The 19,289-nt window shown below is 63.2% G+C and carries 17 protein-coding genes; all 17 read right to left on the bottom strand.

From position 1 onward, the window contains the following. Positions 1-10 precede the first annotated feature (10 nt). Positions 11-967, bottom strand: a complete 957-nt coding sequence (gene accA / locus AN401_RS13000) for an acetyl-CoA carboxylase carboxyl transferase subunit alpha (protein WP_094041374.1) — start codon at positions 965-967, stop codon at positions 11-13. A 9-nt stretch (positions 968-976) separates the two neighbouring features. Beyond that, positions 977-4,450, bottom strand: coding sequence for a DNA polymerase III subunit alpha (gene dnaE, locus AN401_RS13005; RefSeq protein ID WP_096779611.1), 3,474 nt, complete (start codon positions 4,448-4,450; stop codon positions 977-979). Beyond that, positions 4,450-5,043: a ribonuclease HII gene (gene rnhB / locus AN401_RS13010; protein WP_096779612.1), complete on the bottom strand. Its 594-nt coding sequence runs from the start codon at positions 5,041-5,043 to the stop codon at positions 4,450-4,452. The genes dnaE and rnhB overlap by 1 nt, the downstream gene beginning before the upstream one ends. After that, a complete protein-coding gene (lpxB, locus tag AN401_RS13015) occupies positions 5,040-6,209 on the bottom strand; it encodes a lipid-A-disaccharide synthase (RefSeq protein WP_408645711.1) in 1,170 nt (389 codons plus the stop codon). The genes rnhB and lpxB overlap by 4 nt, the downstream gene beginning before the upstream one ends. Next, a complete protein-coding gene (gene lpxA, locus AN401_RS13020; protein WP_176442071.1) occupies positions 6,184-6,975 on the bottom strand; it encodes an acyl-ACP--UDP-N-acetylglucosamine O-acyltransferase in 792 nt (263 codons plus the stop codon). The genes lpxB and lpxA overlap by 26 nt, the downstream gene beginning before the upstream one ends. Before the next feature lie 2 nt (positions 6,976-6,977). Beyond that, the gene (gene fabZ, locus AN401_RS13025) at positions 6,978-7,439 is read right to left on the bottom strand and encodes a 3-hydroxyacyl-ACP dehydratase FabZ (RefSeq protein WP_094040470.1); all 462 of its coding nucleotides are present in this window, start codon (positions 7,437-7,439) and stop codon (positions 6,978-6,980) included. A 20-nt stretch (positions 7,440-7,459) separates the two neighbouring features. Then, positions 7,460-8,482 carry a UDP-3-O-(3-hydroxymyristoyl)glucosamine N-acyltransferase gene (gene lpxD, locus AN401_RS13030; protein ID WP_096779613.1) on the bottom strand — a complete coding sequence of 341 codons (1,023 nt, stop codon included), beginning with the start codon at positions 8,480-8,482 and terminating at the stop codon, positions 7,460-7,462. Between the two features lie 11 nt (positions 8,483-8,493). Continuing rightward, entirely contained in the window at positions 8,494-8,988 is a 495-nt protein-coding gene (locus AN401_RS13035; protein ID WP_232513311.1) for an OmpH family outer membrane protein, read from the bottom strand. A gap of 214 nt (positions 8,989-9,202) precedes the next feature. Continuing rightward, complete coding sequence (gene bamA / locus AN401_RS13040; protein ID WP_094040473.1) at positions 9,203-11,617, bottom strand: outer membrane protein assembly factor BamA; 2,415 nt, start codon at positions 11,615-11,617, stop codon at positions 9,203-9,205. Positions 11,618-11,646: 29 nt separating this feature from the next. Then, complete coding sequence (gene rseP, locus AN401_RS13045; RefSeq protein WP_094040474.1) at positions 11,647-12,996, bottom strand: sigma E protease regulator RseP; 1,350 nt, start codon at positions 12,994-12,996, stop codon at positions 11,647-11,649. Then, the gene (gene ispC / locus AN401_RS13050) at positions 12,996-14,186 is read right to left on the bottom strand and encodes a 1-deoxy-D-xylulose-5-phosphate reductoisomerase (protein WP_096779614.1); all 1,191 of its coding nucleotides are present in this window, start codon (positions 14,184-14,186) and stop codon (positions 12,996-12,998) included. Before ispC ends, rseP begins: the two co-directional genes overlap by 1 nt. A gap of 2 nt (positions 14,187-14,188) precedes the next feature. Continuing rightward, the gene (locus tag AN401_RS13055; RefSeq protein WP_094040476.1) at positions 14,189-15,043 is read right to left on the bottom strand and encodes a phosphatidate cytidylyltransferase; all 855 of its coding nucleotides are present in this window, start codon (positions 15,041-15,043) and stop codon (positions 14,189-14,191) included. Positions 15,044-15,141: 98 nt separating this feature from the next. Next, positions 15,142-15,909: a polyprenyl diphosphate synthase gene (gene uppS / locus AN401_RS13060; RefSeq protein WP_094040477.1), complete on the bottom strand. Its 768-nt coding sequence runs from the start codon at positions 15,907-15,909 to the stop codon at positions 15,142-15,144. Positions 15,910-15,983: 74 nt separating this feature from the next. Beyond that, on the bottom strand, positions 15,984-16,541 hold the full coding sequence (frr, locus tag AN401_RS13065) for a ribosome recycling factor (RefSeq protein ID WP_094040478.1): 558 nt from the start codon (positions 16,539-16,541) through the stop codon (positions 15,984-15,986). A 115-nt stretch (positions 16,542-16,656) separates the two neighbouring features. Beyond that, entirely contained in the window at positions 16,657-17,385 is a 729-nt protein-coding gene (gene pyrH / locus AN401_RS13070; protein ID WP_094040479.1) for a UMP kinase, read from the bottom strand. A gap of 70 nt (positions 17,386-17,455) precedes the next feature. Continuing rightward, positions 17,456-18,334, bottom strand: a complete 879-nt coding sequence (gene tsf, locus AN401_RS13075; RefSeq protein ID WP_094040480.1) for a translation elongation factor Ts — start codon at positions 18,332-18,334, stop codon at positions 17,456-17,458. A gap of 108 nt (positions 18,335-18,442) precedes the next feature. Next, positions 18,443-19,168, bottom strand: coding sequence for a 30S ribosomal protein S2 (rpsB, locus tag AN401_RS13080; protein WP_094040481.1), 726 nt, complete (start codon positions 19,166-19,168; stop codon positions 18,443-18,445). Between the last annotated feature and the right edge of the window lie 121 nt (positions 19,169-19,289).

Consider the following 19,289-nt stretch of genomic DNA (forward strand, 5'->3'; position numbering starts at 1 on the left):
GCGCCCCAAATCAGCAGTAGCCGTATTTCATCAGCCGCTGGTAGCGTTGCTCCAGCAGGGTGTCGGTGTCGAGGGCGTCCAGCTCATTCAGATCCGCCAGCAGGCGGGCCTTGAGCCGCTCGGCCATCAGCGGCGGATTGCTGTGGGCGCCGCCCATGGGCTCTTCCACCACGTTGTCGATCAGTTTCAGCTCGTGGATACGGCCGGCGGTGATGCCCATGGCTTCCGCCGCCACCGAGGCCTTGTCGGCGCTCTTCCACAGGATGGAGGCGCAGCCTTCCGGCGAGATCACCGAATAGGTGGAATACTGCAGCATGTTGACCCGGTCGCCCACGCCGATGGCCAGGGCGCCGCCGGAGCCGCCTTCGCCGATCACGGTGCAGACGATGGGGGTCTTGAGCCCGGCCATCACCTTGAGGTTGCGGGCGATGGCCTCGGACTGGCCGCGCTCTTCCGCGCCCACGCCCGGGTAGGCGCCGGGGGTGTCGATAAAGGTGAGGATCGGCATCTTGAAGCGCTCGGCCATTTCCATCAGCCGCAGCGCCTTGCGGTAGCCCTCGGGGCGGGGCATGCCGAAGTTGCGCTTGATCTTCTCCTTGGTCTCCCGGCCCTTCTGCTGGCCGATCACCATCACCGGGCGGCCCTCGAAGCGGGCCACGCCGCCGACGATGGCCTTGTCGTCCGCGTAGGCGCGATCACCGGCCAGCTCGTCGAACTCGCCGAACATCAGCTCGATGTAGTCCAGGGTGTAGGGGCGGCGCGGGTGGCGCGCCAGCTGGGAGATCTGCCAGGGCCCCAGGTTGCTGAACACCTTGCGGGTCAGTTCGTCCCGCTTCATCTCCAGGCGCCGGACTTCTTCGTCCAGGTCGATGTCCAGGCCGTCTCCTTCGCTGACGTGGCGGAGTTCTTCAATCTGGGCCTGAAGCTCTGCGATGGGTTGTTCAAAATCCAGAAAATGGTGGCTCATAGGTCCCCTCTATTCAAAAATCAGTTCGACCTTATCCCGACCCAGCAACTGTTTCAGCGCTTCCAGCATCTGATCGGTGGGGGTTACCCGCCATTCGGTTCCAAGCTGAAGCTGCGCCCGTGCTCCCGGTCTGTGATAGGTCACTCGAACAGGACAGACTCCCGCCCTCACCGGCGTGAGAATGTCCAATAATTGGGTGAAAAAGCCCTGATCGATCTGGCTTTTGTCGATGTTCAACTGTAGCCCGCGGGCAAACCGCTCGCGCGCCTCATTAATGTCTAGCACTTCCCGTGCCGACATTTTAAGTCCGCCGGAGAAGTCGTCAAAGCTGACCTGTCCGCTGATGACCAGGATTTTATCCTTTTCCAGCAAAGACTCATAGCGATCCAGGGCATCCGAAAACAGGGTCACGTCCAGCCGGCCTGACTTGTCGTCCAGGGTGAGGATGCCCATGCGGTTGCCGCGCTTGGTGGTCATCACCCGGGCGGCGATCACCAGCCCCGCCACGGTGGTGCTGCGATCCCGCCCGGTGGGCTGCACCTCGTTGAGCCGGCCGCCGGTGTAGTGGCGCAGCTCTTTGGCGTACTGGTTGATGGGATGGCCGGTGAGGTAGAGCCCGAGCGTGTCCCGCTCCCCTTCCAGCCACACCTGGTCCGGCCAGGGCGCGACGTCGGCGAAGGCATGCTCGATGTTTTCTTCCTCCACCAGCACCCCGAACATGTCGCCCTGGCCCAGGGCCTCGGCGCGGGCGTGCTGGTCGGCGGCCTTCATCGCCTCTTCCAGGGTCGCCATCAGCGAGGCCCGGTGCGGGCCCAGCCGATCCATGGCGCCGGAGAGGATCAGCTTTTCCATCACCCGCTTGTTGAGCTTCTTCAGATCGACCCGGTTGCAGAAGTCGAACAGATCCCGGAAGGGCCCGCCCTGCTCCCGCGCCTCGAGGATGGCCTCGATGGGCGCCTCGCCCACTCCCTTGATGGCACCGATGCCGTAGACGATATGACCGTCCTCGTTGACGGTGAAGCGGTAGCGACCGGAGTTGACGTCCGGCGGCAACAGGGAAAGCCCCATGCGCTGGCATTCGTCCACCAGGGTCACCACCTTGTCGGTGTTGTCCATGTCGGCGGTCATCACCGCCGCCATGAACTCGGCCGGGTAGTGGGTCTTGAGCCACAGGGTCTGGTAGGACACCAGGGCGTAGGCGGCGGAGTGCGACTTGTTGAAGCCGTAGCCGGCGAACTTCTCCACCAGGTCGAAGATCTTCATCGCCAGTTCGCCGTCGATGCCGTTGGCCACGGCACCGGCCTCGAAGCCGGCGCGCTGCTTGGCCATCTCCTCCGGCTTCTTCTTGCCCATGGCCCGGCGCAACAGGTCGGCGCCGCCCAGGGAGTAGCCGGCCAGCACCTGGGCTATCTGCATCACCTGCTCCTGGTAGAGGATGATGCCGTAGGTGGGCTCGAGGATGGGCTGCAACGACTCGTGCTGCCACTGCTCGTCCGGGTAGGAGATGGCTTCCCGCCCGTGCTTGCGGTCGATGAAGTTGTCCACCATGCCCGACTGCAGCGGCCCCGGTCGGAACAAGGCCACCAGGGCGATCATGTCCTCGAAGCAGTCCGGCTGCAGCCGCTTGATCAAGTCCTTCATGCCGCGGGATTCAAGCTGGAACACCGCCGTGGTCTCATGGCGCTTGAGCAGCTTGAACGAATCCTTATCGTCGATGGGGATGGCGGCGATGTCCACCGGCGGCTTGCCTTCCTTCGCCAGCCTGGGGTTGATCATGCCCAGCGCCCAGTCGATGATGGTGAGGGTGCGCAGGCCGAGGAAGTCGAACTTCACCAGGCCGGCGTATTCCACGTCGTTCTTGTCGAACTGGGTGACCGGGTTGCGGCCGTGCTCGTCGCAGTAGAGCGGCGAGAAGTCGGTGATTTTGGTGGGCGCGATGACCACGCCGCCGGCGTGCTTGCCGGCGTTGCGGGTCACCCCCTCCAGCTTGCGCGCCATGTCGATCAGCGCCTTGACCTCTTCGTCCTGGTCGTAGAGTTCGGGCAGCTTGGGCTCGACCTCGAACGCCTTGGCCAGGGTCATGCCCGGATCCGGCGGGATCAGCTTGGAGATACGGTCGACGAAGCCGTAGGGGTGGCCCAGTACCCGGCCCACGTCGCGCACCACCGCCTTGGCGGCCATGGTGCCGAAGGTGATGATCTGGCTCACCGCCTCCCGGCCGTACAGCTCGGCCACGTGGTCGATGACCTCGTCGCGCCTGTCCATGCAGAAGTCGATGTCGAAGTCGGGCATCGACACCCGCTCCGGGTTGAGGAAGCGTTCGAACAGCAGGTCGAACTCGAGCGGATCCAGGTCGGTGATCTTGAGCGCATAGGCCACCAGGGAGCCCGCCCCCGAACCCCGCCCCGGCCCCACCGGAATGCCGTTATCCTTGGACCACTGGATAAACTCCATCACGATCAGGAAGTAGCCGGGGAAGCCCATCTGGTTGATCACTTCCAGCTCGATCTTGAGCCGCTCGTCGTATTCGCCGCGCTTCTCGGCGCGCACGGCCGGATCCGGGAACAGGAATTCGAGCCGCTCCTCCAGTCCTTCTTGCGAGCACTTGACCAGGTAGTCCTCGATGCTCATGTCGCCGGTGGGAAAGTCCGGCAGGAAATACTCGCCCAGGCGCACCGTCACGTTGCAGCGCTTGGCGATCTCCACGCTGTTTTCCAGCGCCTCGGGGATGTCGGCGAACAGCTCGGCCATCTCTGCCGGGCTTTTGAGGTACTGCTCGGCGCTGTAGCGGCGCGGCCGGCGCTTGTCGTCGAGGGTGTAGCCGTCGTGGATGGCTACCCGGATCTCATGGGCGTCGAAGTCGTCCTTGTCGAGGAACACCACCTCGTTGGTGGCCACCACCGGCAGCCCTTCCCGCCCGGCCAGGGCCACCGCCATGTGCAGGTAGCTTTCTTCGTCCGGCCGCTCGGTGCGCAGCAGCTCAAGGTAGTAGCGATCGGGAAAATGCTGCCGGTAGAAGGACAGGCACTGGGCCGCCAGCTCGTCGTTGCCCTTGAGCAGGTAAATGCCGACGTCCCCGTCGCGCCCGCCGGACAGCACTATGACCCCTTCGCTGTGCTCGGCCAGCCAGGCCTTGTCGACAACGGGCCTGTGCTGCACATGACCGCGCTCGTAGGCCCTGGAGATCAGCAGGGTGATGTTCTGGTAGCCGGTGTTGTCCATGGCCAGCAGGGTCAGGCGGAACTGCTGCTCGCCCAGCTCCTCGCTCTGCACCCAGATATCGGTGCCGACGATGGGCTTGAGTCCTTTGCCGTGGGCGTCGCCGTAGAAGCGCACCAGGCCGCACAGGTTCATCTGGTCGGTCAGGGCCAGGGCCGGATAGCCCAGTTCCCGCACCCGCTTGTTGATGGGGCCTATCTTGGCCAGGCCGTCCACCATGGAAAAATCCGAATGGACGCGCAGATGGATAAAGGGAACCGGCATCAGGCCTCCGCCAGTATCAAGGCCACCGGCCGGAAGCTGCGCCTGTGCTCGGGCAGGGCGCCATGCTCGGCCAGGGCCGCCAGGTGCTCCCGGGTGGGATAGCCCTTGTGGCGGGCAAAACCGTACTGGGGATGGCGGGCGTCGAGCGCCACCATTTCCTGGTCCCGGGCCACCTTGGCCAGGATGGAGGCGGCGGCGATCTCGGCCACCCGGTCGTCCCCCTTCACTACCGCCCGGGCGGCCATGGGCAGCACCGGGCAGCGGTTGCCGTCGACGAAGACGAAGCCCGGTTGCACCGCCAGCCCCGCCACCGCCCGCTGCATCGCCAGCAGGGTGGCGTGCAGTATGTTGAGTTCGTCGATCTCCGCCGGCGAGCAGCGACCGATGGCCCAGGCCAGGGCCCGCTCGCGAATCAGCGGAGCCAGTTGCTCGCGCTTTTTCTCGCTGAGTTTCTTGGAGTCGGCCAGGCCGGGGATGGGATTGGCGGGATCCAGGATGACGGCGGCGGTGACCACGTCGCCCACCAGGGGGCCGCGCCCCACCTCGTCCACGCCGGCGACCAGGACATGTTCGGGGTAGATGATCTCGCTCATGGCTGTCCGGCCAGCTCCAGCACCGCCAGGGCGGCCTGCTCGTCGGCGTTGCAGCGGATCTGCTTGTGCAGCCGGGTGAAATGGGCGAGCAGTTCGCCGTTGTCGTGCTCCAGCAGCTTGCCCACCTCGTCCACGATGTGGCCGGGGGTGCATTCGTGCTGGATAAGCTCCGCCACCAGGGTCTGGTCGGCCAGCAGGTTGGGCAGGGACACGTGTTCGGTCTTGACCAGGCGCTGGGCCAGCCAGTAGCTGAAGTCCTTGAGCTTGTAGCCCACCACCATGGGCTTTTTGGCCAGCATGGCCTCCAGGGTGGCGGTGCCCGAGGCCAGCAGGACCACGTCGGCGGCGGTCATCACCTCCCGCCCCCGGCCTTCGATCAGGGTGATGTCGAGTTCGGGCGCCACTTCCGCCTTGATGGCGAGGAATTCCTGCCGGCGCCTGGCGTTGACCAGGGGCACCACGAACTTCAGCTCCGGGTGGCGCACCTTGAGCTGCTTGCACGCCTCCAGGTACACCGGGCTCAGCAGGGTCACTTCGGCGTGACGGCTGCCGGGCAGCAGGGCGAGATAGGGGCCGTCGGGGGCAAGCCCCAGCCGCTCGCGGGCGCCCCGGGTGTCGGGCGTGAGCGGCATCTGATCCGCCAGGGTATGGCCGATAAAGCGGCAGGGGGCGTCGAAGCGGTCGTAGAAGGCCTTTTCAAACGGCAAAAAGGCCAGCACCAGATCGGTGGCGGCCTTGATCTTGTGGATGCGGTTCTGCCGCCAGGCCCAGACCGAGGGACTGACATAATGGATGGTGGCAATGCCGGCCCGCTTGAGCTTGAGTTCGACCCCGATATTGAAATCGGGGGCATCGATGCCCACGAACACGTCCGGCGGGTTGTCGATAAAATGGCGCACTATCTGCCGGCGGATTTGCAGGATGCGCGGCAGCCGGCCCAGCACCTCCACCACCCCCATCACCGCCAGCTCGTCCATGTCGAACAGGGCGTTGCAGCCGGCCTCGATCATCTGCGGGCCGGCGATGCCCTCTATGATGGCGTCCGGATGGCGGGCACGAAGCTCGCGGATCAGACCGGCACCTAAAGTATCGCCGGAGACTTCCCCGGCGACGATTCCGATGCGTAAGGGGCGTTGCGACTCAGGCACGAATGATCCCACGTTCATTTTGCTTGAGGAAGTCGATCATGATGCCCACCTCGGGCTGCTTTTCGTTCAGCGCCTCGAGCACGGGAAGCACTTCGGCCACCGTCTTGCCGCTGCGGAAGATTTCCTTGTAGGCCTGCTTGATGGCGGAAATGGCCTCGGCGGAAAAGCCCCGGCGGCGCAGGCCTTCGGAGTTGATGCCGAACGGCTTGGCATAGAGGCCGGCGGCCATCACGTAGGGGGGCACGTCCTTGTTCAGGGCGGCGCAACCGGCGATAAAGGCGTGGCTGCCGACCCGGCCGAACTGGTGGATGGCGGCATGGCCACCGAAGATGACATGGTCGCCGATGTGCACATGCCCGGCCAGGGTGGCGTTGTTGGCGAAGATGCAGTCGTCGCCGATACGGCAGTCGTGGGCCACGTGCACGTTCACCATGAACAGGTTGCGGCTGCCCACCCGGGTGATGCTTTCATCCTGGCTGGTGCCCCGGTGGAAAGTGCAGGATTCACGGATCACGTTGTCGTCACCGATCTCCAGGAAGGTACGCTCGCCGGCGTATTTTTTGTCCTGGCAGTCTTCGCCGATGGAGGCGAACTGGAAGATACGGTTGCGCTGGCCGATGCGGGTCGGCCCCTTGATCACCACATGGGAGCCGATACGACAGCCGTCGCCGATCTCCACTTCGGGTCCGATCAGGGTCCAGGGGCCGATCTCCACACCCTGGCCAATGCTGGCATCGGGGTGGACGATGGCGGTTTCATGGATCACTGCACTCAACTCGGTCACACTCAACCCTCGCGTTTGGCACACATCAGTTCGGCGGAGCACACCAGTTCGCCGTTCACGGTGGCCACACCGGTGAACTTGGCGATGCCGCGGCGCTCCTTCAGGTATTCCACATCCAGGATCAACTGGTCTCCCGGCACCACGGGGCGCTTGAAGCGGGCGTTGTCGATGGAGGCGAAGTAGTACAGCTCGTTCGGTTTGGGCTTGCCGACCATCTTGAAGGCCAGTATGCCGGTGGCCTGGGCCATGGCTTCCAGGATCAGCACGCCGGGAAACACCGGTTTCTGGGGGAAGTGGCCGGTGAACATCGGCTCGTTGAAAGACACGTTCTTGATGCCTCTCAGGGTCTTGCGCTCGGGGCTAATTTCATAATGGGCCACCCGGTCCACCATCAGAAAGGGGTAACGGTGCGGCAACAGTTCCAGGATCTCCTGGATATCCAACTGATTCAGTTCGTTATTCAAAATGTAACCCTACCAATCGCTTAGTCTTTTTTGTCTAGTTGTTTTTCAAGCCGGCTGAGCCGCTTGTGCATGTCGTCGATGCGCATCACCCGCGCCGCCGTTTTGCGCCACTCTTTGTTGGTCTGCAGCGGTATGCCGGAGGAATAGACGCCAGGTTCGGTAATGGGCCGCATCACCATGGCCATGCCGGTGATGGTGACCCCGTCGCAAATCTCCATATGGCCGTTGAAGACCGAAGCGCCGCCAATGATACAATATTTACCGACTTTGAGACTACCGGCCATGATGGTACCACCGGCCATGGCGGTACCATAGCCGATCTCCACGTTGTGGGCGATCTGGCACTGGTTGTCGATGATAACGTTGTCGGCGATGCGGGTATCGCCCAGGGCACCGCGGTCTATGGTGGTGCAGGCGCCGATTTCCACCCGGTTGCCGATCACCACGCCGCCGAGCTGGGGGATCTTGACCCATTCGCCCTTGTTGTTGGCGTAACCGAAGCCGTCGGCGCCGATCACCGCCCCCGACTGCACCAGGCAGTCGCTGCCCAATACCACGTTGTGGTAGAGGGTGACGTTGGCCCACAGCCGGGTACGGGCCCCCAGACGGGTATTTTTGCCGACAAAGCAGCCGGGACCGACGATGACCCCCGCGTCCAGCACCACGCCCGATTCAATCACCGCGTTGGCGCCGATGGCCACGCCCTCGCCCAGCACGGCATCCTCCGCGATGACGGCGCTGGGGTGGATATCCACCGCCGGCGCCGGCGTGGTGTCCAGCCGCTGGGCGGCCAGGGCGAAGCCGAGGTAAGGGTCGGCCATCACCAGGCTGGCCACCGGGCAGGCGACGCTGTCTTCGGCTTTCAGGATCACGGCGGCCGCCTTGGTCTCGGCCAGCAGGTGGCGATACTTGCTGTCCGACAAAAAGGCCACCTCGCCCGGGCCGGCCTTGTCCAGGGTGTTGACCCGGGTGATCTTCACCCCCGGATCGCCCTTCAGCTCGGCACCCAGATGGCCGGCCAGCTCTTGCAGCGTTACGTTCATTGACCCGTCTCTTACTTGCTGACCTTGCTGATCACCTGCTCGGTGATGTCCAGCGAGGGGGATACATAGATGGCGGCACCGCGCTCGATCACCAGTTCCAGCCCCTGGGCCTTGGTGATTTCGTCGATGGCGGTCTTGATGCGCGCCAGCATTTTCTGCCGCTCTTCATGCTCGCGGCGGGCCTGGTCTTCTTCCAGGGAACGGCGCTTCTGCACATAGGCGCCCTGCATCTCGTTCAGCTTTTTCTGGGCATCGGCCTTTTGCTGATCGTTCATAAAGGCCATGTCCTTCTGCTGTTTTTCAACAAAAGTACGGCCGTCGGCTTCCAGTTTCTGCACTTCCTTGACCCGGTTTTCAAACTCTTTCTGCAACTGGTTGGCCACTACCTGTCGCTGGGGCATTTTCTGGAACACCTCGGCGGTGTCCACCACCGCGATCTTGCCGCTCTGGGCCTGGGCCACCCCGGCGCTCAGCACCAGCGCCATTACACCCAACATTTTCATCATTTGTTTCAAGATAACACTCCTGCTTGTAAGCCATATTTTAATCTAGGGTCGATTTCAATCGACCACTCCCAACACCGGCGCCTCGCCCGGTCGAATAAATTCAACCCTACTGTCGCCGAAGACCGATGCCTGGCCCTGTAGGGTCGATTTCAATCGACCACTCCAACCACCACGCCTCGCCCGGTCGAATAAAGTCGACCCCACAGTCTCCGAATTAGAAGGTCCGGCCGATATTGAAGTTGAATACTTCGGTCTTGTCCCCTTCCACCTTCTTGATGGGGGTGGCCAGGGAGAACACCAGCGGCCCCAGGGGCGACAGCCACTGCATGCTGACCCCGGTCGAGGCCCGGAAGTTCGACAGGGAGCCGAAGTCGTAGATCAGCTCGCAACTGCTGACACAATCACTGTCGTAGGCCGTGTACTCGGTATCCCAGACGGTCCCCACGTCCACGAACAGGCTGGTGCGCAGCGAGCGCTGCAGATCCTCGCCGGCGAAGGGAGTCGGCACGATCAGCTCCGCCGAGCCCGCCAGCAGGGCGTTGCCGCCGATGGCGCTGTCGGAGCCGCGCAGACCACTGCCCTCGGGATATATGGCCCGGGGGCCCACCGAGTTGCTCTTGAAGCCGCGCAGGGTGCTGAAACCACCGCCGTAGTAGTTCTCGAAGAAGGGCAGGCGCTGGCTGCCGTTGCTGGCATCGCCGTAGCCGTTGCCGTAGGCGGCGCGGAACTTGCCGTGCAGCACCCAGTTGTGCTCCCGATCGATCGGCAGGTAATGGGCGTCGTCGAAGCTCAGCTTGTAGTACTGCAGATCCGAGCCGGGCACCGCCACCTTGGCGTTCAGGCTCTGGCGGCTGCCGGCGGTGGGGAAAAAGCCCTTGTTCAGGGTGTTGCGGGTCCAGCCGGCGCTGAGGTCGAAGGTGTTGAAGCTGATCTCGTTGCTGCTGTCGACATTGGCGCCGTGCAGGGTCCAGAAGTCGTCCAGCTGCAGGTAGCTGTCTTCCGGCTTGCCCAGGGAGTTGTGCTCGTAACCGGCGCTGAAGTTCAGGCTGTTGGTTTCGTTGATGGGGAAACCGCTGAGCAGGCGGGCGCCGTAGGTGGTGCTGTCGTAGTCGGCCAGGTTGGCGTCCCGCGCCTCGAACTTGCGGTAGTAGAGGCGGCCGCCCAGGCTGACCCCGTCCACGGTGAAGTAGGGGTCGGTGTACTCCAGGGACACGTCCTTGGAGTAGTCGTTCATCTGGGAGTTGATGCCCACCCGGTTGCCGGTGCCGAGGAAGTTGTCCTGCTGCAGGCCGGCCTGGATGCTGAAACCGGAGTCGGTGCCGTAACCCACGCCGAAGTTGATGGAGCCGGCGGGCTGCTCCTTGACGTTCACGTCCAGATCCACCAGGTCTTCTTCACCCGGCACCCGGCGGGTTTCCACCTGCACGTCGGAGAAATAGCCCAGGCGGTTCAGGCGGGTGCGGGACTGCTCGACGTTTTCGCTCGACAGCCAGGTGCCCTCCATCTGCCGCATCTCCCGGCGCAGCACCTCATCCTTGGTGATGATGTTGCCGCTGAAGTTGATGCGACGCACATAGACCCGGTTGCCCGGCTCGATGTTGACCACCAGATCCACCTGTTTGGTGCCTTCGTCGATCTGCGGGAAGGTGCTGATGCGCGGATAGGCGTAGCCGAAGCGGCCCAGGAACTTGGACAGCACTTCCTCCATATGGGCCACGTCGGCGGCGGAGTAGAGATCCCCCGCCTGCACCGGCACCAGGGCCTCCAGCTCGCTGCGGCGGTCGATCAGATCCCCGCGCAGGCTGACGCCGGACACCCGGTACTGCTCGCCCTCCTCCACGTTCAGGGTGATGTAAACCCCTTCCCGGTCGGGGGACATGGACACCTGGGTGGAGGTGACTTCCGCCTTGAGATAGCCCCTGTCCCGGTAGTAGGAACGCAGGGTCTCGATGTCGCCGGCCAGCTTCTGTTTCTGGTAGCGCTGGTCGGCCATAAAGTTCCACCAGGGCACGCTGTCGGACAGCTGCAACTGGGCCAGCAGCTGCTCTTCGCTGAAGGCCTTGTTGCCGACGATGTTGATCTGCTTGATCTCGGCGGCCGGGCCTTCCACGAATTCAAACTTCAGATCCACCCGGTTGCGGGGCAGCGGCGTCAGCACCGCCTTGACCTGGGCGGAGTACTTGCCCACCCCGTAATAGAAATCTTCCAGCCCCTTCTCGAGCGAGCTCAGGGTGGTGCGATCCAGCGGCTCGCCCACCCGCACCCCGGCGCCCTCGAGGCTTTCCATGAGCTGGGCTTCCTTGATTTCCTTGTTGCCGCTGAAGCTGATGCCCGCGATGGTGGGCCGCTCGGTCACCTGCACCACCAGCACGTCGCCATCGCGCAGCAGCTGAACATCCTCGAAGTTGCCGGAGGCATAGAGGCTCTTGATCGCCTCGGACAGACGGGCGGCGTCCACTTCCTCGCCCACCCGCACCGGCAGGCTGAGCAGGGCGGCCCCCAGGGTGACCCGCTGCAAGCCGTTGATCTGGATGTCCTGCACCACAAAGGGGGTCATGTCACCCTGTGCCTGGGCCAGCAGGCTGGCTCCCAGCAGGCAGGAGGCCACAAGCGTTTTTTTGACTGTCATTATTAGACGTTATCCTTGTGTCGTTCGCCCTAGAGGCGAGCAAAATCATTGAACAGCGCCAGCCCCATCAGCATCAGCAGCAGGGCAGCCCCAATCTTGAACCCGATTTCCTGTATTTTTTCCGGCACCGGCCGCCCGGTGACCGCTTCCACCAGATAAAACAGCAGGTGGCCACCGTCCAGCACCGGCAAGGGCAACAGGTTGATGATGCCCAGATTCACGCTCACCAACGCCAGGAAGGCAAGGAAATACACCAGCCCGAATTCGGCACTGACCCCGGCCCCCTTGGCGATGGAGATGGGGCCGCTCAGGTTGTCGACCGATACGATACCGGTAAGCAGCTTGCCGATCATCTTGAAGGTGAGCACCGTCAGCTCCCAGGTGCGCTGGAGGCCCGCCCCGATGGCCGCCACCGGGCCATAGCTGAGTTCGAACCGGTATTGCTCGGCCACCGGCAGCACCTCCGGCGCCAGGCCGGCATAGCCGATCACCCGCTCCCGGCTTTCCCGCCGCTCCGGGGTCAGGGTCAAACCCACTGTCTGACCTTCACGATTCAACAAGAGTTCCATCGGCTGCTCGGGAGCAGCCTGGATCAGCTCCACCACCTGGTTCCAGTGTGCCAGGGGTTCACCGTCCAGCGCCTGCAGGGTATCGCCGGGTTGAACCCCGGCCAGGGCCGCCGGCCCGCCGCTCACCACCTCGGCCACGGTCAGGGTCAGCTCCGGCCCCACCGGCACCAGTCCCAGGGCGGCGATGGGCGAGGTTTCGTCCGGGTTGAACTGCCACTGCTCAAGCGGTATCCGGTATTCCCGGCGCTGGCCGTAGCCGTCTTCGGCCTCGAAACGGGTCTGGGATTCCCCCAGGCGGCCGATCAGGGCGAAATTCACGTCTTCCCAGGTACGGACGCGCTTGCCGTCGATGGCCACGATTTCCATGCCCGGGGCCAGGCCGCCCTGGGCCGCCGGCGAGCCGGGCGTTACCTCGTTCAGCACCGGCTTGACCGCCGGCACCCCTATCATGAACATCAGCCAGAAGGCGAACACCGCAAACAGGAAATTGGCCATGGGCCCGGCCACCACTATCGCCATCCGCGCCCATACCGACTTGCTGTCGAACGCCTGGTGGCGCTGCTCGGGTGGGATCTCGTCCACCCGGCCATCCAGCATCTTCACATAACCGCCGAGCGGGATCATGGCCACCACGTACTCGGTGCCATCCTTGCCCATACGGCGCCAGATCGGCTTGCCGAAGCCGATGGAAAATCGCTCTACCTTCACCCCGTTGCGCCGGGCCACCCAGAAGTGGCCGAACTCATGCACCGCCACCAGGATGCCGAGGGCGACGATAAAGGCGCCCAGGTTCCACAATACGCCTGTCATCACCGTCTCCTGATTATCTCTGTTGCACTACGACGGGCCTGGTCATCCAGCGCGAGGATGTCGTCCAGGCTGCCTACCCTGGTCAGCCCCAGGTTTTGCACCACCGTTTCATTTACCGCCGCTATGCCCATATAGTCCAGCCCGCCGGCCAGGAAGGCGGCCACCGCCTCTTCGTTGGCGGCATTGAGCGCCGTGGTGGCGCCCTGCCCCGCCGCGCAGGCCTCGATGGCGAGCCGCAGGCAGGGATACCGGGCCATGTCCGGCGCCATAAAGGTCAGCTCCCCCAGGCGGCAGAAGTCCAGCGGCGCCACCCCCGAGCTGATGCGCTCCGGCCAGCCCAGGGCATGGGCGATGGGGGTCATCATATCCGGCTGGCCCAGCTGGGCCAAGACGGAACCGTCCGAGTACTGCACCATCGAATGGATCACCGACTGGGGATGCACCAGCACCTCCAGTTGTTCGGGCGGGGCATTGAACAGCCAGCGCGCCTCTATGTATTCCAGCCCCTTGTTCATCATGGTGGCCGAGTCCACCGAAATCTTGGGCCCCATCGACCAGTTGGGATGCGCCACCGCCTGGGCCGGGGTCACCGCCGCCAGTTCCGCCAGCGGCGTGTAGCGGAAAGGCCCGCCGGAGCCGGTGAGCAGTATCTTGCCGATGCCGGCCTCCCTCAGGCTGCCCCGTCCCGGCGTTTGCTGCAACTCGGCCGGCAGGCACTGGAAGATGGCGTTGTGTTCGCTGTCCACCGGCAGCAACCGGGCCCCGTGCCGGTGCACCGCCTCGATGAACAGTTCGCCGCTCATCACCAGCGCTTCCTTGTTGGCCAGCAGCACCCGCTTGCCGGCCCGCACCGCCGCCAGGGTGGGCAGCAGGCCGGCGGCACCGACAATGGCCGCCATCACGCAGCCGACCTCGGGCTCCGCCGCCACCTCGCACAGGGCCGCGGGCCCGCTCAGCACCTGGGTGGAGGAGCCCAGCTCCGCCAGCCGGCGACGCAGTTCGCACGCCGCCTGCTCGTCGGCCATCACCGCGTAGCGGGGACCGAACTCCAGGCAGTCGGCCAGCATCCTGTCCACCTGCCGGCTGGCGGTGAGCGCGAATACCGAGAACCGCGCCGGATGGCGCCGCACCACGCCCAGGGTGCTCTGGCCGATGGAGCCGGTGGCACCCAGTATGGTCAGCCTTTCCATGCTCAGCCCCGCCCCATCAACTGCACAACTACAATAAAGACCGGCAAGGCGGCGGTAAGACTGTCAATTCGATCCATGATGCCGCCATGGCCCGGCAGTATCTGGCCGGAATCCTTGATGCCGGCCTCCCGCTTGAACATGCTCTCCACCAGATCGCCCAGCACCGAGGCGAACACCGCCACCACCGAGGCCAGCAGCAGGACGCCGCTTTCCCGCCACGGCAGGCCCAGGGCCTGGGTCACCACCAGGGCCAGCAGGCTGGCGGCGGCCACCCCGCCCAGCATGCCTTCGATGGTTTTGCCCGGGCTGACCCGCGGGCACAGCTTGTGGCGGCCCATGGCCTTGCCCACGAAATAGGCGCCGGTGTCCGCCGCCCATACCAGGGACATCACGAACAGCAGCAGCCAGGCGCCGAAATAGGGATTCTGCTCATACTGGTAACTGCGCAGCACCAGCAGGGCCCAGAAGAAGGGGATCAGGCTCATCAGGGCGAACAGCGCCTTCAGCCAGAGGTGATCGCGCCAGAGGGCGGCGGAGCGGGGATAGGCCAGCACCAATCCCAGGGCCAGCAGCCACCACAGGGCGCCGCCATAGAGTACCGCCGCCACCCAGGGGTGCAGCCCGGCGGCCCAGATCTGCGCGATGGGGACCGACGCCATCAGGGCGATCAGGACCAGGGCCAGGGAAACCATCACCACATTGGCCTTGCGGACATCGATAAAGCGCCCCCATTCCCGGCCGGCCAGCAGGAAGACACCGGTGGCGAACAGGGCGAAGAACGGCAGCGGCAACAGGAAAATGGCGGCCAGCACCAGGGGGATCAGGCACAGGGCCGTTATGATTCTAAGCTTCAGCAAGCAATATCCTCTCTTATTGAAATTTCAATCGACCGTCCCAGCCACGGTGCCGCACCCGGTCGAATAAATTCGACCCTACTCTCGGATTCCCGCCAGCCTCACGCCTCGCGCTCCGCCACCAGGGCACGGATCTGCGCCCCGGTGCAGCCGAAGCGACGCTCCCGCTCCACGAAGGCGGCCACCGCCTCGCTGAACGACTCCTCGCCGAAGTCGGGCCAGAGCACGGGGGTGAAATACAACTCGGCATAGGCCAGTTGCCAAAGCAAAAAGTTGCTGATGCGCTGCTCGCCCCCGGTGCGGATCAGCAGATCCACCGGTGCCAGATCGGCCAGTTGCATGTGCGCGTCCAGCTGTTGTTCGGTAATGTCGCCCGGGGCCAGCTCGCCGGCGGCCACCCGTTCAGCCAGGCGGCGCGCCGCCTGGGCGATGTCCCAGCGCCCGCCGTAATTGGCGGCGATATTGAGGGTCAGGCCGGTATTGGCTGCGGTCAAGGCCTCGGCATCGGCAATCTTGCGCTGCAGGTGGTCGCTGAAGGCACCGCGCTCGCCGATGATGCGCAGGCGGATATTGTTGCGGTGCAGCTTGCGCACCTCGGAACCCAATACGGCGATAAAGAGGCCCATCAGGGCGCTGACTTCCTCTTCCGGGCGGCGCCAGTTCTCGCTGGAAAAGGCGAACAGGGTGAGGGCATCGAGGCCGAGCTTGTAGGCAAAGGTGACCGCCTCGCGCACCGCCTTGACCCCGGCCTTGTGGCCGCTTACCCGGAACTTGCCGCGCTGCTCGGCCCAACGGCCGTTGCCGTCCATGATGATGGCGACGTGGCGGGGTAGCTGGGATGGCTCCTTGAATGCTGCCGTGGTTGGCATTGAATCACTCCTGCACAAAGACAAACGCCGTGCAGGCAGCTACACGGCGTCGGCTACTATACCTGATGTAAGTATCAGATTTCCATTAACTCTTTCTCTTTGGCGGCGAGGGCTTCGTCCACCTGCTTGATGTAGAGATCGGTCAGTTTCTGGATATCGTCCTGGGCGCGGCGGTCGTCGTCCTCGGAAATTTCCTTCTCTTTCAACAGCGCTTTCAGATCACCGTTGGCATCGCGACGGATGTTGCGGATGGCCACCCGGCCCTGTTCGGCTTCATGACGGACCACCTTGATCAGATCCTTGCGGCGCTCTTCGTTCAGCGGCGGCAGCGGAATGCGGATGGTGGTACCGGCGCTGGAAGGGTTCAGGCCCAGGTCGGAACTCATGATGGCCTTTTCCACCGCCTGGATCATGGAGCGGTCGAACACCGTCACCGCCAGGGTACGGGAGTCTTCGGTGGTGATGTTGCCCACCTGCTTGAGCGGGGTGGAGCTGCCGTAGTAGTCCACGTAGATGGTGTCGAGCAGGCTGGGATGGGCCCGGCCGGTGCGCACCTTGTTCATCTGGGTTTTCAGCGCTTCCACGCTTTTTTCCATCCGCACCTTGGCGTCGTTCTTAATGTCGTTAATCACAGTCGTTATCCTCTTTGGTCCTGGGTGAAGTGTCAGGCGTGAGGCGTGAGGAGCAACATGAAGTGCGAGGGGAAATTCGCCTCACGCCTCCCGCCTGACACCTCACTCCACAGAGTTACTTGCGGCAGATAAGGGTGCCTTCGGTTTCCCCCATCACGGCGCGGCGCAGCGCACCCGGCTTATTCATATTAAAGACCCGGATCGGCAGGTTGTGATCCCGCGCCAGGGTAAAGGCGGCCAGATCCATCACCTTGAGCTCCTTTTCCAGCACGTCGCTGTAGTCGAGATGGTGGAACAGCTCCGCCTCGGGGTTCTTCATGGGATCTTCGCTGAACACGCCGTCAACCTTGGTGGCCTTGAGTACCACGTCGGCCTCGATTTCGATGCCGCGCAGGCAGGCGGCGGAGTCGGTGGTGAAGAAGGGGTTGCCGGTGCCGGCGGAGAAGATCACCACCCGCCCCTTGCGCAGCAGGCTGATGGCTTCCGCCCAGTTGTAGCTGTCGCACATGCCTTCCAGGGTAATGGCGGACATCAGGCGAGCATTCACATAAGCACGGTGCAGGGCATCACGCATGGCCAGTCCGTTCATCACGGTCGCCAACATACCCATGTGGTCGCCCACCACGCGGTTCATTCCCGCCTTGGCCAGGCCCGCACCACGGAACAGGTTGCCGCCGCCGATCACCAGGCCGACCTGAACGCCCAATTCAACCAGTTCCTTGATTTCCTGCGCCATACGCTCCAGTACGGCGGGGTCGATACCAAAGCCTTCCTCTCCTTGCAGCGCTTCGCCGCTGAGTTTGAGAAGAATGCGTCTGTATGCGGGTTTGGGATTGGTACTCATGCTTTTCTATTCCTGGTCATAGAAAGACCGCGACGGGTGTCGCGGTCTGGATAGCACTAAATGGCGGGAATTAACCCTTGGCGGCGGCGATTTGCGCCTGAACTTCGGCGGCGAAGTCTTCTTCTTTACGCTCGATGCCTTCACCCACTTCGAAGCGGACGAAGCCCAGGGCGTCGGCGCCTTTCTGCTTCAGTACGTCGGCAACGGAGACGGACGGATCCTTGACGAAGGGCTGACCGGTGAGGGAGATCTCGCCGGTGAACTTCTTCATGCGGCCTTCAACCATCTTCTCGGCGATGTCTTTCGGCTTGCCGGAGTTGACGGCGATGTCCACCTGGATTTCGCGCTCTTTGGCCACCACTTCGTCGGACACGTCTTCGGGCTTGACGAACTGCGGGCTGCAGGCAGCCACGTGCATGGCCACGTCTTTGGCCACTTCTTCGTCACCGCCTTTCAGGTTGACGATAACGCCGATGCGGGTGCCGTGCAGGTAGGTGGTCAGGTTGTCGCCTTCCACCAGCACGATGCGGCGCAGGCTCATGTTCTCGCCGATCTTGGCGATCAGGTTGGTGAGGGTGGTTTCCACGCTCTCGCCATTCTCGAACTCGGCAGCCTTCAGGGCGTCCAGATCGTTGATCTTGTTGGCCAGGGCGATGTCGGCCACTTTCTCGCCGAAGGCGCGGAAGCCGGCGTCCTTGGCAACGAAGTCGGTTTCGCTGTTCAGTTCGATCATCACGGCGGTGTTACCAGCCTGGCGCACCAGGATGACGCCTTCGGCGGCGATGCGGCCGGCTTTCTTGGCGGCTTTGGCCTGGCCGGACTTGCGCATGTCTTCGATGGCCTTCTCGATGTCGCCATTGGCTTCGATCAGGGCTTTTTTACAATCCATCATGCCGGCGCCAGTGCGCTCACGCAGTTCTTTTACCAGGGCGGCGGAAATATTTGCCATCTCTAATATCCTCGGTCTTGGTCTACAAGAAAACAGGGGCACAAGGCCCCCGTTAACCCATTACTTGCGTATGGTTAATAAAGGCTCGAGCTCTTCGCTCAGACTTTATTATTCTTCAACGACGTAGTTGTCTTCGGCTTGCACGGCCAAGTCTTGCGCACGGGCGGTGGTCACGGCGTCAGCAGCGGCGTTCAGGTACAGCTGAACGGCGCGGATGGCGTCATCGTTACCGGGAACGATGTAGTCGATGCCGTCCGGGTTAGAGTTGGTGTCCACTACCGCAACCACAGGAATGCCCAGGTTGTTGGCTTCCTTGATGGCGATGTGTTCGTGATCGGCGTCGATGACGAACAGTACGTCGGGCAGACCGCCCATGTCCTTGATACCGCCCAGGGACTTCTCCAGCTTCTCCATTTCGCGAGTACGCATCAGCGCCTCTTTCTTGGTCAGCTTGTCGAAGGTGCCGTCTTGAGACTGGGTTTCCAGCTCTTTCAGGCGGCTGATGGATTGACGTACGGTTTTCCAGTTGGTCAGCATGCCACCCAGCCAGCGGTGGTTGACATAGAACTGATCACACTTGGTAGCGGCTTCTTTAACGGCTTCAGAGGCTGCGCGCTTGGTACCAACAAACAGGATCTTGCCCTTGCGGGAGGCAACGCTGCCCAGGTAGTTCAGGGCGTCGTTGAACATAGGTACTGTTTTTTCCAGGTTGATGATGTGAACCCGGTTGCTGGCGCCGAAAATAAAGGGCTTCATCTTGGGGTTCCAGAAACGGGTCTGGTGACCGAAGTGAACGCCGGCTTTCAGCATGTCGCGCATAGAAACTTGTGCCATGATTTCCTCTAAATAGTGTATTGGGTTAGGCCTCCACACATCCCATGGCTCCGACCCGAAGGCACCCTGGAGCATGTGCCGATGTGTGTGTGTGTTAAAAAGTGAATGTGTCGTGAGCGGC

Origin of the sequence: Zobellella denitrificans, from assembly GCF_002407485.1 — a bacterium.
GTDB classification, from domain to species: domain Bacteria; phylum Pseudomonadota; class Gammaproteobacteria; order Enterobacterales; family Aeromonadaceae; genus Oceanimonas; species Oceanimonas denitrificans.